The organism is Mesorhizobium sp. BR1-1-13 (genome assembly GCF_020165515.1).
Taxonomy (GTDB): Bacteria; Pseudomonadota; Alphaproteobacteria; order Rhizobiales; family Rhizobiaceae; genus Mesorhizobium.
Genome location: NZ_JAIUIH010000003.1, coordinates 140,178 through 152,470, shown reverse-complemented (window position 1 = coordinate 152,470; position 12,293 = coordinate 140,178). Strand labels below are relative to the sequence as shown.

Here is a 12,293-nt window from a genome sequence, read left to right as displayed (position 1 = left end):
GCGCCCGTCCGAGCTGCTTGGTGGCGCGGCCGGTCCCGGTTCAGGCAAACCGGCGCGGGTCGGCGCAGAAATAAGCGATGATCTGGCAAAGATCCGGTTCGTTGACCATGCGCACTGCTTCGCTCGAACTGACCCATTTGCGGGTGCGGGAGCGTTTTTCCTTCCAATGGTCGGCGACCTTGTCGACATGCAGCGGGAACACCAATACCTCGCATGGCACCTCCTCGCCGGAGGCCAGGGCCTTGGCGTAGAAATAGCGGCCGGCCTCGAGATGCGAGATCGTCCCGCGCAGTCCGGCTTCCTCGACAGCCTCGCGCGCCGCGGCTTCGCAAAGCGGCTCCCTGGCCTCAGGCCAGCCCTTCGGAAGCACCCAGCGGCCGGTGTCGCGGCTGGTAATCAGCATGATCTCGACGCTGTTTCCGCTTTCACGCCAGGGCAGGGCGGCTACCTGCAGACGGCACGGCGCGGTGCCGAAGAGTCGCCGGACCCTTTCGGCCAGATGGTTGTGCGTCGTTGGCCTCGTCAGCATCGGAGAAGCTAGCCCCAGCCTCCAGAATCGTTTGCCGTCTCACGAATCTTACGGCTAATTATCGGCAATAAAAGTAAAAACTTTCATTAGGATGGCCGATTTCGCCAATAGACGCCGATTTCCGCGCGCCAGCCTGCCTCGCGAGACCCCTTTGCCTAGTGGATGAGACTTCCCTGCGGCTCGATTGCAGCAGGTTGCTTGCCGCGAATCAGCCGGCGTGATCGTCGGCGATCGGCTTCTGGTAGGTGAAGCCCATATCCCAGGGAAAATAAATCCAGGTATCCTGACTGACCTCGGTGACGAAAGTATCGACCAGCGGCCGCCCCTTCGGCTTGGCGTAGACGGTGGCGAAATGCGCCTTCGGCATCATGGCGCGCACGATGCCCGCCGTCTTTCCGGTGTCGGTCAGGTCGTCGATGATCAGCACGCCCGCGCCGTCGTCGGCGAGCAGGGCCGGCGTGACCTCCTTCAGCACCTGCAGCTGCCCCTGGCTGCTGTAGTCATGATAGGAGGCGACGCAGACCGTCTCGATAACGCGGATGCCGAGCTCCCGCGAGATGATCGCCGCCGGCACCAGCCCGCCGCGCGTGATGCAGACGATGGCTTTCCATTGCGCCTTGTTGGTGCCGGCAAGCCGCCAGGCAAGCGCGCGCGCATCGCGGTGGAACTGATCCCACGAGACCGGAAAGGCTTTTTCGGGAAGGGACATTTTTCGCGCACTCCGCAGCACGCGCGGTCGCGCGCAGAAAACAGGGGAATGCGCGCGGAAGTAACTGGAAAACCTCGCGCTTGGCAAGAGCGACCGCAAGCGATCATTGTGGACTTACCGCGACAGGAAAGCCGCTACCGGCGCGGTGCGCAGCACGGAGCGCGTCACTCCGCCGAACAGGAGCTGGCGAAGCCACGAGTGGCTGTAGGCGCCAAGGACCAATAGATCGGCGCCGGTCTCCGCGATCCTGGTCTGGATTATCTCGTCGACCGAGGTGCCGCCCGACCTCTGCACCGAGACGCTCACGGTGGCGCCATGACGCGACAAAGCGGAAGCGATTTCCGCTCCAGCGGCCTCGGGGCGTTCATCGAGCGTGTCCGGCGGATCGATGACCAGAATGTCGGTTTTCTCGGCCTCAATGATGAAGGGCAGCGCATCGAAGGCGGCGCGTGCGGCCTCCTTGCTGCCGTTCCAGGCAAGCAGCACACGCTTGAAAGTGGTGATCAGTGGGCCCAGGTGCGGCACCACCAGCACCGGCCGTCCGGCGTCGTAGACCAGCGTGTCGACGTCGGCGCTCGCATCGCCGCCCGTCTCGCGCTGGGCGGCGATTATCAAGTCGGCGGCACGCACGCTTGAAATGCCGGTCAAGGCGCTGTCGCCGGAAAAACTCTCCAGGCTATGCCATTCGAAGGAGAGGCCGGAATTCTCGATATGCCTGAGAAACGCGGCCCGCAGCTTTTCGGCCCGTTCGCGGTTCATGTCGGCCGAAACCTGCAGGAACTCGGTGTCGGGGAAGCCGGTGGCCGAGGTGTAGGGCACCGGAAGCGCTTCAGCGTGGATGCCGATCAGATGGCTCTGGAAGCGGTTTGCAAGCGGAATGGCGAAGTCGAGTACGCGCTCTGCGTCCTGCTCGTTCTGCAGAATGGCGACGATCGTCTTGAAGCGCATCGTGATCCCCTCATTTTGCGAGCGATCCGCCCGCGGCAAGGAAACGTCGCAGCGTTGTGCTTGGTTCCGGCCTGGACCGGGTCAGCTCGCGCTGCTGGCAAAGCCGGCCACCATCGCCTCGACATCGGCGCGCGCGGCGTCCAGGGCCTGCTGGCTGCGGGCACGAACCACCAGTTCGGTCCAGAACTTACCGTCGCCGTATTTCGGGTAGGAGCCGATGATCGTATCCGGATGCGCTTTCTGGATATCGCCCAGCGGCCCGCCGACGAGACCTTCGCCGAACGGGCAATGCACCGCCGCCGACAGCATTTTCGTGCCGGCTTTCAGCGTCGGCACGACATTGTCGAGCATGGCCTGGAAGATCGAGGGCACACCCGCCATGACGTGGACATTGCCGATGCGGAATCCGGGCGCGACCGACACCGGATTGTCGATATGGTCGGCGCCGCGCGGCATCCGGGCCATGCGCTTGCGGGCCTCGGTGTATTCGATGCCGCGAGCGGCATAGCTTGCTTCCAGCAGGGCATAGGCCTTGGCATCGTATTCGCACGGCACTCCGAAGGCCTTGGCAATCGAATCAGCTGTGATGTCATCATGGGTCGGGCCAATGCCGCCGGTTGTGAACACATAGGTATAGCGGGCCCGCACTGCATTTACCGCTGCGACAATCTCGTCTTCCTCATCGGGAACGATGCGCACTTCCTTCAGGTCGATGCCGATGGCCGTCATGATGTCAGCCAGATGGCCGATATTCCTGTCCTTGGTCCGGCCGGACAGGATCTCATCGCCAATGACGAGCATGGCGGCGGTAACGATTTCGGACATCGATGGCTCCGGCAAAAACGGGTCGCCTGAAATAGCGCGGCACGCGGCCAGCGGCAATGCCACCCGACCGGTGAACAAACTGTGCCCGCATACGCGGTATTCCCCGAATATCCGCGCCCTAAGTGCCCTGGCGTGGCCGGGCGGCCGAGGATCATCACGTCAAGGAGACGCAAATGGCGAAAGTACTTGTTCTCTACTACTCGAGCTGGGGTCACATGGAGCAGATGGCCAAGGCCGCAGCCGAAGGCGCAAGCGAAGCCGGTGCCGAGGTGACCATCAAGCGCGTCGCCGAACTTGTGCCCGAAGCGGTCGCCAAGGCAGCCCACTACAAGCTCGACCAGGAAGCGGCGATCGCCAGCCCGTTGGAACTGCGCGACTATGACGCGATCATCGTCGGCGCCTCGACGCGTTACGGAATGATGTGCGCGCAACTGAAGAACTTCTTCGACCAGACCGGCCCACTATGGGTCAAGGGCGCGCTGGTCAACAAGATCGGCTCGGTGATGTCTTCGACCGCGACCCAGCACGGCGGCGCGGAACTAGCGCTGATCAGCACCCAGGCCATGCTTCAGCACCACGGCATGATCATCGTTCCCCTGTCCTATGCCTATCAGGCTCAGATGGGCAACGATGTCGTGCGTGGCGGGGCGCCCTACGGCATGACCACCACAAGCGATAGCGACGGTTCGCGCCAGCCTTCTGCGCAGGAACTCGAAGGCGCGAAGTTCCAGGGCGGGCGCGTCGCCGAAATCGCCGCGAAGCTGCACGGCTGATCGTTGTGCCGCCGGCGCCTGGCGGCGTTACTCCTGCTTGCGATGCTTGTGGTCCACGCCGTGGATCGTCGCTTCACCGATGCTTCACAAGGAATTCAAGGAACCATTCGGCTGATGACTGGTTTGCCCCGTGTCGCACCCAAGGCGACGAAGACAAAACGGAGTGATCCAATGTACAAAAAACTTCTTGCGGCATTCGTTCTGACGGCCGGTCTTGCCACATCGGCGATGGCGCAGTCGACGGACGGCAGGTACTACAACCATGACAATTGGGGGAACAATTGGTCGCTGTTCGGCAATGACGATTCATCAGCCATCGACCAGAGCACCACCGGCAGCATCAACGCATACGGCTCCGGATTGAGCACCCAAGGCAATACCGGTGGGATGGGCCCATGTGCTCACAACACTCCAGGTCCGGACGCCAATGCTCAGGGCAACGTCAATGACCAGTACTGCGGCAAATAATCAGCCGTAGGCTCCCTGCTGACCGTAGGACGTTTTCTCTCCTACGTCCTCGGTCGGCGCTCCGGGGCAGCCGGCCATTGGGGCGATCGGGCTTTGGGCTGAAAGATCAGTCGGAAACCTCGGTCTGCGGCCGGTCGCGTCCATCAGCCAGTTCCTCATGCCATTTGCCCTCGGCATCCTCGTACTGAATGCCGTCAGTCGACCCAGCGACCTGCTGCTCGGCCGAAGCGATCTCGGCGGCCCGCAACGCGTCCTGATGCGTGGGAAACGTCTCCGAGAACGTCGCTCCGACCTTGTAGGCCCAGCCGCCGTCATGCTCGACGATCTTGTAAGTCAGCTTCGCCATCAAAAAACCTCCGGTTTAAAGGTCCGTCCGCTCAATGCAGCCGGTCGTCGGACAGCTTGTCGTCTGGCACCAGCACTTCCGATTCCCTGGCGGCTTCGATAAGTGCCCGGCGCGCATCCGCTGTCGAACGATAACCTTCCAGCACTTTGAGGCAAGTGTCGAGAGCATCACGATGACGAGGGCCGCGATTGAGCGGCCAAACCGTCATCAGGCATTCCGCCGCCTCCTGGGTGCTGCGGATATGGCGATATTTGCCGACATGGCCGAGTTCGACCACGACCGGTGTTTCAAAAGGCTTGTTGTCCATCATGGGCGCAACGCAAAGCAGTCAATTTGGTTGCAACCGTGTCCTCAGCCTGCGCCCAAACGCCCCAGACCTCCTTGGAAGCTCTATTTCGGCGGTCATCCGACGACGCGTTCCGCCCTTCTCGGAAGGGCCGTTCAGCCCGTCGCCTTCATCCAGTGCTGCATCGTCGTCACCGAGCGCGCGAGCTGCGGCGCCGGATGGATCGTCTCGCTGAATGTGGCGGCGGCTCGCCATCCCCAGCGCGGGTCGGCGAGGAAGGCGCGCGCCAGCGCCACCATGTCGGCGCGGCCTTCGGCGATGATCGCCTCGGCCTGCTTGGGATCATCGATCAGACCGACCGCGCGGGTAGGGATGCCGGCGCCCCTGCGCACGGCTTCCGCCAGATGCACCTGGTAGCCGGGGCCGGAGGGCAGTTTCTGCAAGGGCGAATTGCCGCCGCTCGAGCAACAGAGATAAGCGACGCCTTCGGCCTTCAGCGCTTTCGCCACTTCGATCGCATCCTCGACGTCGAAACCGCCATCGACCCAATCCTTGACCGACAGCCGGGCGCCCAGCATCAGTTTTGGCGCTGCCTTTTTCACCGCCTTGGCGATCTCGACCACAAGACGCATGCGGTTTTCCAGCGAGCCGCCCCAGCGGTCCGCGCGTTGGTTGGAGAGTGGCGACAGGAACTGGAAGATCAGATAGCCGTGCGCTGCATGCAGCTCGATAAAGTCGAAGCCCGCGCGTTCAGCCCGTCTTGCCGCCTCGGCGAACCGCTCGATGAGCAGCAGGATCTCCTCGTCCTCCAGCGCCCGCGGCACGTTCCAGCCGGTATCGTAGGCGATTGCCGAGGCCGAGACGGTCTGCCAGGGATCCTCGTTCGGCTGCAGCGGTCCGCCGCCCTCCCAGGGCTTGCGGTTCGAGGCCTTGCGGCCGGCATGGGCAAGCTGAGTGCCGAATTTGGTGCCGGGTGCGGCCACGCGCCTTGCTGCGTCCAGGGCGCGGCGCGCAGCGGCTTCATTGTCTTCGGAATAGAGGCCAAGGCAGCCATGGCTGATGCGGCCACGCCGCTCGACATCGGTCATCTCGACCGTGACCATGCCGGCGCCGGACATTGCGAGGTTCATCCAGTGGTGGAGATGCCAGTCGCTCGCCGAGCCGTCTTCGGCCGAATACTGGCACATCGGCGCGACGGCGATGCGGTTGGGAAAGCTCAAGCCATCGAGCGTGATCGGCTGGAAAAGCGATGTGGTCATCAACGAAACTCCGGGAACAGGATGCGCTATTTAGGCAATCGATCGCCGCCATGCCACACACGAGAGAGTGAAACGCTTGCTGGACCAACCGCCGCCCCGATTGCGTGAACGCCGGTTCGCGGCTACGCCTCCCGGATAACGTGGAGGCCGCCGATGGAAGATCGTATACGCATCCGTTCTGAAGAAATCCTATCCGACGACTGGGCGGTTCTGAAGAAGACCGTCCTCGACTACCGTCGCCGCGACGGACAATGGGAGACACAAATCCGCCAGACTTACGATCGCGGCGATGGCGCGGTGATCCTGCCCTATGATCCCCAGCGTTCGACCGTGCTCCTGGTGCGCCAGTTCCGCTATCCTGCCTATGTCACCGGCCACCGCGAGCCGCTGGTCGAGGCCTGCGCGGGATTGCTCGACGAAAACGATCCGGAGACCTGCATCCGCAAGGAGGCGGAGGAAGAGCTCGGCTATCGGCTGAACCATGTGGAGCGGCTGTTCTCGCCGTATATGAGCCCGGGCAGCGTCACAGAGCGGCTCTGGTTCTTCACCGCCCTCTATTCGCCCGCCGACCGCATTTCGGCCGGCGGCGGCGCAGCAGACGAAGGCGAGGACATCGAAGTGCTGGAAATGCCGCTCGACGAGGCCCTTGCCGGCATCGCCGACGGCCGCATCATCGACGCCAAAACCATTATTCTGATCCAGCATCTGAAGCTGAACCCGATTGTCGGCTGAGCGGGTGGCCTGCCACCCCGAAGCGAGAAGAGCGAAGGGTGGTGCGGACGACGGGAATCGAACCCGTACGATCAGAGATCGAGGGATTTTAAGTCCCTTGCGTCTACCAATTCCGCCACGTCCGCGCCCGTTTCGTTTCAACTACTTAGGCGGTCTCGTCAATCGGCGTCATGTAGTCCCGAAAAAGCGTTGTGCAAAACATGGTCTGTTTTATTCCCCTGTACCCGATTTGCCGATCTTTTTCGTCCAAGCCGGCAGGCGCTCAACGCCTCTATCATGACCGGCGTCAAGTGTTGCACCGAACTGCATCGAAGGGCAGGGGATGCGGCATGGGGAACAGGGAGTTTTCAGATGATGACGGCGCATGAGGTGGAGGAGATACGCGAACCGCGCCTGCAGGTGCACCGGACCGGTCGGGGTCTTTTAAGCGGCGGCTCGGGGAGCGCGCAACGAGGCGCGCCGTCCTCCACAGGTCTCTCGGCTGGATGTTGCCACGGTCCGCCGCCCGAAGCGGCGAACCGTGCGCTCAATCGCTTACTTGATGATCTTTACGATCTTGCGGGTGCCGGGATCCACGATAACCGTGCGATTGTCCACGACAACGTAGCGATATTTGACGTTCGGAACCTCATGGAGTTCGACCGTGTCGGGCAGAGCGGTCCCGACATTCAGTTCCACGCCGGGAACCTTGACTGAGGCCAGAGGCTCTTTCTTGACGTACTCCTGTATGACTGTCTCGTCCTGCGGCTGAATGACCACGTCCTGTGCCGCGGCGGCGCCGATGCCGGCAAGTAGCAAAACTCCCGCTGCGACGGCTGTAAGATCGGTTCTCATGTTGCTTCCTTTCTTCTTTGAGCTTGGCGCGAAGCGCTCGCGAGTCTTTTGCGCTAGACGAAGTGGCGCGCCCAAGATCGCCAGGAGTTGGCAGGCGCCCAACTTGGCCGCCGACAAGGGGATCTCGTTCGAACGACCTGTCAGGCAAATTGCATTCAAACCCATGAGTTCCGAACAACGGTGGGTTTGGGCCCTTTGCGTCCTGTCATTTGACTTTGGTCGCATGTTCAATAGGACCTAAGCCCCGCAATGGAACTGCTCCCCAGAAACGTGCGTTGCGTTTGCTACTAATGTTCAAAAGGAGACTGATCATGGCCGACGGCCCTACTGTGGTAAATTCTGGCGGCGGCGGCACTGCTGTGGCGGTAGTTCTAGCAATTGTCGCGATTGTTGTCCTGCTCATCTTTACGGGCGTGATAAATCTTGGTGGTGGGGGGAAAAACATTGACGTCAAAGTTGACGTTCCCAAGGTCGAGGCGCCTTCCGCGCCCGCACCGGCGAAGCCGGCAGCACCAGCCGCGCCGTCGAACGGCGGTTGATGTCAATCCGACGCATCATGAGGCAAAGCATGACCCCTGGTTCCATCAAAGTTGATGGCCACGTCCGTACCGAGATTCCTGCTAACGACAATCAGATGGCTGGCGCCGATATTCCCACCGAGTCGCTCTTGGACATTGTCCAGAGCGACGACTTCGCCGACGTGCTTTGCGCGAAAGCTGAGCGCCTCGCTGCCAAGGTGGTCGTGCTGATGGCGATTTGCTTGACATCGACACTGGTCGCCGGTGTTTATTTTTTACTCTTGCCCTCTTGAACGAGCAGCTTGAGCCGGGGTGCCCTCGAGGCCCATCGTGTGGCAAATCTGGCTGCCGGTGGTCGCGTCTTCGTTGAGCGATCCTGGTTTTTCGTTAGACTTGGCTTCCGCTAGCCCGGGTTGGCGGCAGGACATCAAAAGCGCGCCGCGTTGAAGGAATTCATGCGACGCGCTTCAGATCGCTTTGGGCAACATGCATTAGTAGTCGCGATCGTCGATCACCGCTGGGTGATGCCGATGGTGGCGACGTTCGATTGAGCCCGTAACAACGACGGTGTCGTGGCTATGATGCCGACGACCATGATCATAGAAGGCCACGGTGCCGTGACGTCGATGATGGAGGCGCTGGCCCTGATCGTTGATTACCGCGACATGGCGGTGATGATGGCGGTGGGTCTTGATGACGACATCGGCCTCTGCCGCCGACGCGACAACCGGCATTGCGACGAAAATGAGCGCCATGGCACTTGTCAACAGAATCGCTTTCATAAGTGTTCTCCATCTTCCCGGTCCCTCGGATACGTTCACAACAGCCAAAGTCGCAAGAAATCTCGATTTGGGCTTTTGCAGCGGAATGAGCAGGGGCCGCCAACGGGTTGGGTCGGAGTTGATTGGTGACCCCTGCTCTCATGGGCGCATGAAGGGACCGTTGCTGCACCCATCAAACAAATGGGAGGAATGCCAGTACGTTCCTCGCAGGGGAGCTGATCGGACCTCTGCCGCAGATATTCGGACCAAGGTCTTGCGGATTTACTTGGACCTTCGTCGCGCTTGCCACTCGACGGCTGTTTTCCCGATGCGACTCTTCGATGTTCGCACGCAGGGAACATGACGACACGCGGCATCAGCTCCTGCGCCGGTCGCTTTCAGACAAGCGGGCATGGTGATACTGGTGCGATCACGCAATTCCGCGCGCCGCGGGCAATGATACGGTGTTTGCGCGGCGGATCTGATCCGTCTAGGCCGGCGTCTACCGGGCCCAACCCATCCCCCCGCCCACTGGGGACGCCGGCCCCTCAGTCCTTGGAATTGCCGTAGAATTGCAGTCGCGGACCATGCGAGATCGAGCATGATCCTGTCCGTTGACCGGACGTGGCGATGGGCTCAGAACTTGTAGCTCAGATTGATGCCGACCGTATTCAGCTTCACATTCTGGTCGCGATCGAGAAAATCGTCCGGCGCATCGAAATGCTCCTTGCTGAAATCATAGTAGCGATACTGCGCCCCGACGACGAACCTGTCGGTCAGCGCATAATCGACGCCGGCGCCAACCGTCCAGCCTATGCTGGTTCGCGTGTTGTCGAACAAGGTACCGGCATCTTGCGAGGTTTCGATGCCGGCAAAGGCGATGCCGCCGATGCCGTAGATCAGGAACCGGTCCATCGCATAGCCGGCCTTGGCATTGATGGAACCGAACCACTTGACATCCGTGCCGAGCAGATTTCCCGCACCCAGTTCTTCGGCGCCCTTTGCCGAGGAATAGTTGAGCTCTGCTTCGGCGCCGAGCACCGCTTGGTCGAATTGCCACAGACCGGCGACATGGCCACCGACGAAACCGCCGTCGAGGTCTGGCGAGGCGGCAAACGGCTCGCCCTCGGTTCCCGAAATGTCCGAACTGCCCCAGCCATAACCGCCTTGCAGGCCGGCATAGTAGCCGGTCCAGTCGAAACCGGGCGCGGTCATCGGCACATCGGCCACAGGTTCGGCTGCGAAAGCCGGTGCGGCCAGAGCGGCAAGAAAACCGACACTTGCAAGCATTAGCCGACGCATCGAACTCCCCGAACGAAGAGCTGGAAGATCCTGGCTGGCACGCTAACCCGATTTGCGGCAAAACGGAATCGCATTTCTGTGCGGCTGATTTACGCTCTCTGCGTCGGGTCTTGGAACAATCGGGAGAAAGTGTGAGGCTGGCCAAAACCGTGGCGGCTTGGCACAGTCGAGCAAACAGGAGTCGCTTCATGGCGAACACGCCGTCGGGCAGCAAACCCAGACCATGGACTGAAATGGCGACGCATCTGGTCGATGTCGCCATGGGCAGGAAACCCGCTGACCTCGTCATCCGCAACGGCCGCTGGGTCAATGTTCACTCAGGCGAGATCATAGCCGGCACCGACATCGCCATTGCCGGCGGGCGCTTCGCCTATTGCGGGCCGAATGCCGGCCACGCGATCGGGCAGAGCACCAAGGTGGTCGATGCCGGCGGACGCTATCTGGTGCCCGGCCTCTGTGACGCGCACATGCATGTCGAGAGCGGCATGGTGACGGTGACCGAGTTCTGCCGCGCCGTCATTCCGCACGGCACCACCTCCATGTTTATCGATCCGCACGAGATCGCCAATGTGCTCGGCCTGCCCGGCGTGCGGCTGATGCATGACGAGGCCGTCGCCATGCCGATCAACGTGCATGTCCAGATGCCGTCCTGCGTGCCCTCGGCCCCCGGGCTCGAACATGCCGGCGCCGAGCTGACGGTCGCCGACGTGGCGGAAGCGATGACCTGGGAAAACATCATCGGGCTGGGCGAAGTGATGAATTTCCCGGGCGTCGCCGCCAACGATCCGGTGATGTCGGGCGAGATCGCCGCTACGGTGAAGGCGGGCAAGACGGTCGGCGGCCATTATGCCTCGCGCGATCTCGGCCTGCCGTTCCACGGCTATGTCGCCGGCGGCCCGGAGGACGACCATGAGGGCACGCGCGCCGAGGATGCCATCGCACGCGTGCGCCAGGGCATGAAGGCGATGCTCAGGCTGGGCTCGGCCTGGTACGACGTCGCCTCGCAGATCAAGGCGGTCACCGAGGGCGGCATCGATCCGCGCAATTTCATCCTGTGCACCGACGACAGCCATTCCGGCACCTTGGTTCACCAGGGGCATATGGACCGCGTGGTCCGCCACGCCATCAGCCAGGGCTTAAAACCGGTGACAGCGATCCAGATGGCGACGCTCAACACCGCTCAGCATTTCCGGCTGGAGCGCGAGATCGGATCGATCGCGCCGGGGCGGCTGGCCGATCTTCTGATTGTCTCGGATCTCGCTGCAATGGCCATAGACGAGGTCTATGCGCGCGGCGTCAGGCTGGCCAAGGGCGGCAAGCTCGACATCGATATTCCGGCCTACGATTATCCGGAGACTGCGAAGAATACGGTCAAGCTTGGCAAGAAACTCAAAGCCGCGGATTTCGACGTCGCGGCACCCAAGGGCGCCAACGAGGTGCGCGTCAGGGTCATCGGGGTCATCGAAAATCAGGCACCGACGCGGGCGCTGGAAGCGGATCTCGCCGTCGAGGACGGGCTGGTCGCCATGGATCGCCGCAACGACATCTGCCAGATCGCACTGGTCGAGCGTCACAAGGGTACCGGCGGCATCACCAATGCCTTTGTCTCCGGCTTCGGCTACATCGGCGATTGCGCGATGGCGTCGAGCGTCGCGCATGATGCCCACCACATCATCGTCGTCGGCACCAACAAGCGGGATATGGCGCTTGCGGTCAACCGACTGGGCGAGGTCGGTGGCGGCGTCGTGCTGTTTTCCAAGGGTAAGGAACTGGCATTGGTCGAAATGCCGATCGCCGGGCTGATGTCGGACGAGCGGGCCGAAATCGTCGCGGCCAAGGCCGACAAACTGACCGAGGCCATGCGCCAGATGGGCTGCTCGCTGAACAACGCCTACATGCAGCACTCGCTGCTGGCGCTGGTCGTCATTCCGGAGCTCAGGATTTCCGATGTCGGCCTGATAGACGTGACGACCTTCCAGAAGGTCGACCTCTTCGTGTAAGAG

Annotated in this window: 16 protein-coding genes and 1 tRNA gene; 6 read left to right on the top strand and 11 right to left on the bottom strand. The window is 61.9% G+C overall.

The annotated features are described in order from the left end of the window. Positions 1 to 40 precede the first annotated feature (40 nt). The 4 genes from LB533_RS08340 to LB533_RS08325 all read right to left on the bottom strand — a co-directional run bounded on the left by LB533_RS08340 (position 41) and on the right by LB533_RS08325 (position 3,011). Positions 41 to 529 carry an NUDIX hydrolase gene (locus LB533_RS08340; protein WP_140637941.1) on the bottom strand — a complete coding sequence of 163 codons (489 nt, stop codon included), beginning with the start codon at positions 527 to 529 and terminating at the stop codon, positions 41 to 43. Positions 530 to 737: 208 nt separating this feature from the next. After that, positions 738 to 1,238, bottom strand: a complete 501-nt coding sequence (gene gpt / locus LB533_RS08335; protein WP_140493737.1) for a xanthine phosphoribosyltransferase — start codon at positions 1,236 to 1,238, stop codon at positions 738 to 740. 114 nt (positions 1,239 to 1,352) lie between these two features. Continuing rightward, positions 1,353 to 2,186 carry a universal stress protein gene (locus LB533_RS08330; protein ID WP_140637942.1) on the bottom strand — a complete coding sequence of 278 codons (834 nt, stop codon included), beginning with the start codon at positions 2,184 to 2,186 and terminating at the stop codon, positions 1,353 to 1,355. 81 nt (positions 2,187 to 2,267) lie between these two features. After that, the gene (locus tag LB533_RS08325; RefSeq protein ID WP_140637943.1) at positions 2,268 to 3,011 is read right to left on the bottom strand and encodes a competence/damage-inducible protein A; all 744 of its coding nucleotides are present in this window, start codon (positions 3,009 to 3,011) and stop codon (positions 2,268 to 2,270) included. Between the two features lie 173 nt (positions 3,012 to 3,184). Between LB533_RS08325 and wrbA the strand changes: the two genes are divergently transcribed. Both wrbA and LB533_RS08315 read left to right on the top strand, forming a co-directional pair. Then, a complete protein-coding gene (gene wrbA, locus LB533_RS08320; RefSeq protein ID WP_140637944.1) occupies positions 3,185 to 3,784 on the top strand; it encodes an NAD(P)H:quinone oxidoreductase type IV in 600 nt (199 codons plus the stop codon). 171 nt (positions 3,785 to 3,955) lie between these two features. Next, on the top strand, positions 3,956 to 4,252 hold the full coding sequence (locus LB533_RS08315; RefSeq protein WP_140637945.1) for a hypothetical protein: 297 nt from the start codon (positions 3,956 to 3,958) through the stop codon (positions 4,250 to 4,252). A 106-nt stretch (positions 4,253 to 4,358) separates the two neighbouring features. Here LB533_RS08315 and LB533_RS08310 read toward each other — a convergent pair whose 3' ends face one another. The 3 genes from LB533_RS08310 to LB533_RS08300 form a co-directional block, all read right to left on the bottom strand. Next, positions 4,359 to 4,598 (bottom strand): DUF2188 domain-containing protein, encoded by a 240-nt coding sequence (locus LB533_RS08310; protein ID WP_013895802.1) that lies wholly within the window; start codon positions 4,596 to 4,598, stop codon positions 4,359 to 4,361. A gap of 31 nt (positions 4,599 to 4,629) precedes the next feature. Next, positions 4,630 to 4,908 (bottom strand): DUF982 domain-containing protein, encoded by a 279-nt coding sequence (locus LB533_RS08305; protein ID WP_032920128.1) that lies wholly within the window; start codon positions 4,906 to 4,908, stop codon positions 4,630 to 4,632. Between the two features lie 131 nt (positions 4,909 to 5,039). Further along, entirely contained in the window at positions 5,040 to 6,143 is a 1,104-nt protein-coding gene (locus LB533_RS08300) for an NADH:flavin oxidoreductase/NADH oxidase (RefSeq protein WP_140637946.1), read from the bottom strand. Between the two features lie 153 nt (positions 6,144 to 6,296). Here LB533_RS08300 and LB533_RS08295 point away from each other — a divergent pair, with 153 nt between their 5' ends. After that, positions 6,297 to 6,875: an NUDIX domain-containing protein gene (locus tag LB533_RS08295; protein WP_140637947.1), complete on the top strand. Its 579-nt coding sequence runs from the start codon at positions 6,297 to 6,299 to the stop codon at positions 6,873 to 6,875. Positions 6,876 to 6,914: 39 nt separating this feature from the next. On the opposite strand, the gene LB533_RS08290 is transcribed toward LB533_RS08295, so the two are convergent. Together LB533_RS08290 and LB533_RS08285 are read right to left on the bottom strand one after the other, a co-directional pair. Continuing rightward, a tRNA-Leu gene (locus LB533_RS08290) sits at positions 6,915 to 7,000 on the bottom strand. A 409-nt stretch (positions 7,001 to 7,409) separates the two neighbouring features. Then, complete coding sequence (locus tag LB533_RS08285) at positions 7,410 to 7,709, bottom strand: DUF1236 domain-containing protein (protein WP_140638308.1); 300 nt, start codon at positions 7,707 to 7,709, stop codon at positions 7,410 to 7,412. Between the two features lie 311 nt (positions 7,710 to 8,020). Between LB533_RS08285 and LB533_RS08280 the strand changes: the two genes are divergently transcribed. Together LB533_RS08280 and LB533_RS08275 are read left to right on the top strand one after the other, a co-directional pair. Continuing rightward, on the top strand, positions 8,021 to 8,248 hold the full coding sequence (locus tag LB533_RS08280) for a hypothetical protein (RefSeq protein WP_140637948.1): 228 nt from the start codon (positions 8,021 to 8,023) through the stop codon (positions 8,246 to 8,248). A gap of 29 nt (positions 8,249 to 8,277) precedes the next feature. Continuing rightward, positions 8,278 to 8,520: a hypothetical protein gene (locus LB533_RS08275; RefSeq protein ID WP_140637949.1), complete on the top strand. Its 243-nt coding sequence runs from the start codon at positions 8,278 to 8,280 to the stop codon at positions 8,518 to 8,520. A 198-nt stretch (positions 8,521 to 8,718) separates the two neighbouring features. On the opposite strand, the gene LB533_RS08270 is transcribed toward LB533_RS08275, so the two are convergent. Continuing rightward, a complete protein-coding gene (locus LB533_RS08270) occupies positions 8,719 to 9,009 on the bottom strand; it encodes a hypothetical protein (protein WP_140637950.1) in 291 nt (96 codons plus the stop codon). A 615-nt stretch (positions 9,010 to 9,624) separates the two neighbouring features. Next, entirely contained in the window at positions 9,625 to 10,290 is a 666-nt protein-coding gene (locus LB533_RS08265) for an outer membrane protein (RefSeq protein ID WP_140637951.1), read from the bottom strand. Positions 10,291 to 10,478: 188 nt separating this feature from the next. On the opposite strand from LB533_RS08265, the gene ade reads away from it, so the two are divergent. Beyond that, positions 10,479 to 12,290, top strand: coding sequence for an adenine deaminase (gene ade / locus LB533_RS08260; RefSeq protein ID WP_140637952.1), 1,812 nt, complete (start codon positions 10,479 to 10,481; stop codon positions 12,288 to 12,290). Positions 12,291 to 12,293 lie beyond the last annotated feature (3 nt).

What these genes read in the sequence shown, in the direction of transcription:
- ade (WP_140637952.1), top strand. Translation starts at nt 10,479, where the DNA reads ATGGCGAACACGCCGTCGGGCAGCAAACCCAGACCATGGACTGAAATG.
- LB533_RS08300 (WP_140637946.1), bottom strand. Translation starts at nt 6,143, where the DNA reads ATGACCACATCGCTTTTCCAGCCGATCACGCTCGATGGCTTGAGCTTT.
- LB533_RS08315 (WP_140637945.1), top strand. Translation starts at nt 3,956, where the DNA reads ATGTACAAAAAACTTCTTGCGGCATTCGTTCTGACGGCCGGTCTTGCC.
- LB533_RS08280 (WP_140637948.1), top strand. Translation starts at nt 8,021, where the DNA reads ATGGCCGACGGCCCTACTGTGGTAAATTCTGGCGGCGGCGGCACTGCT.
- gpt (WP_140493737.1), bottom strand. Translation starts at nt 1,238, where the DNA reads ATGTCCCTTCCCGAAAAAGCCTTTCCGGTCTCGTGGGATCAGTTCCAC.
- LB533_RS08325 (WP_140637943.1), bottom strand. Translation starts at nt 3,011, where the DNA reads ATGTCCGAAATCGTTACCGCCGCCATGCTCGTCATTGGCGATGAGATC.
- LB533_RS08340 (WP_140637941.1), bottom strand. Translation starts at nt 529, where the DNA reads ATGCTGACGAGGCCAACGACGCACAACCATCTGGCCGAAAGGGTCCGG.
- LB533_RS08295 (WP_140637947.1), top strand. Translation starts at nt 6,297, where the DNA reads ATGGAAGATCGTATACGCATCCGTTCTGAAGAAATCCTATCCGACGAC.
- LB533_RS08270 (WP_140637950.1), bottom strand. Translation starts at nt 9,009, where the DNA reads ATGAAAGCGATTCTGTTGACAAGTGCCATGGCGCTCATTTTCGTCGCA.
- LB533_RS08275 (WP_140637949.1), top strand. Translation starts at nt 8,278, where the DNA reads ATGACCCCTGGTTCCATCAAAGTTGATGGCCACGTCCGTACCGAGATT.
- LB533_RS08305 (WP_032920128.1), bottom strand. Translation starts at nt 4,908, where the DNA reads ATGATGGACAACAAGCCTTTTGAAACACCGGTCGTGGTCGAACTCGGC.
- wrbA (WP_140637944.1), top strand. Translation starts at nt 3,185, where the DNA reads ATGGCGAAAGTACTTGTTCTCTACTACTCGAGCTGGGGTCACATGGAG.
- LB533_RS08310 (WP_013895802.1), bottom strand. Translation starts at nt 4,598, where the DNA reads ATGGCGAAGCTGACTTACAAGATCGTCGAGCATGACGGCGGCTGGGCC.
- LB533_RS08265 (WP_140637951.1), bottom strand. Translation starts at nt 10,290, where the DNA reads ATGCGTCGGCTAATGCTTGCAAGTGTCGGTTTTCTTGCCGCTCTGGCC.
- LB533_RS08285 (WP_140638308.1), bottom strand. Translation starts at nt 7,709, where the DNA reads ATGAGAACCGATCTTACAGCCGTCGCAGCGGGAGTTTTGCTACTTGCC.
- LB533_RS08330 (WP_140637942.1), bottom strand. Translation starts at nt 2,186, where the DNA reads ATGCGCTTCAAGACGATCGTCGCCATTCTGCAGAACGAGCAGGACGCA.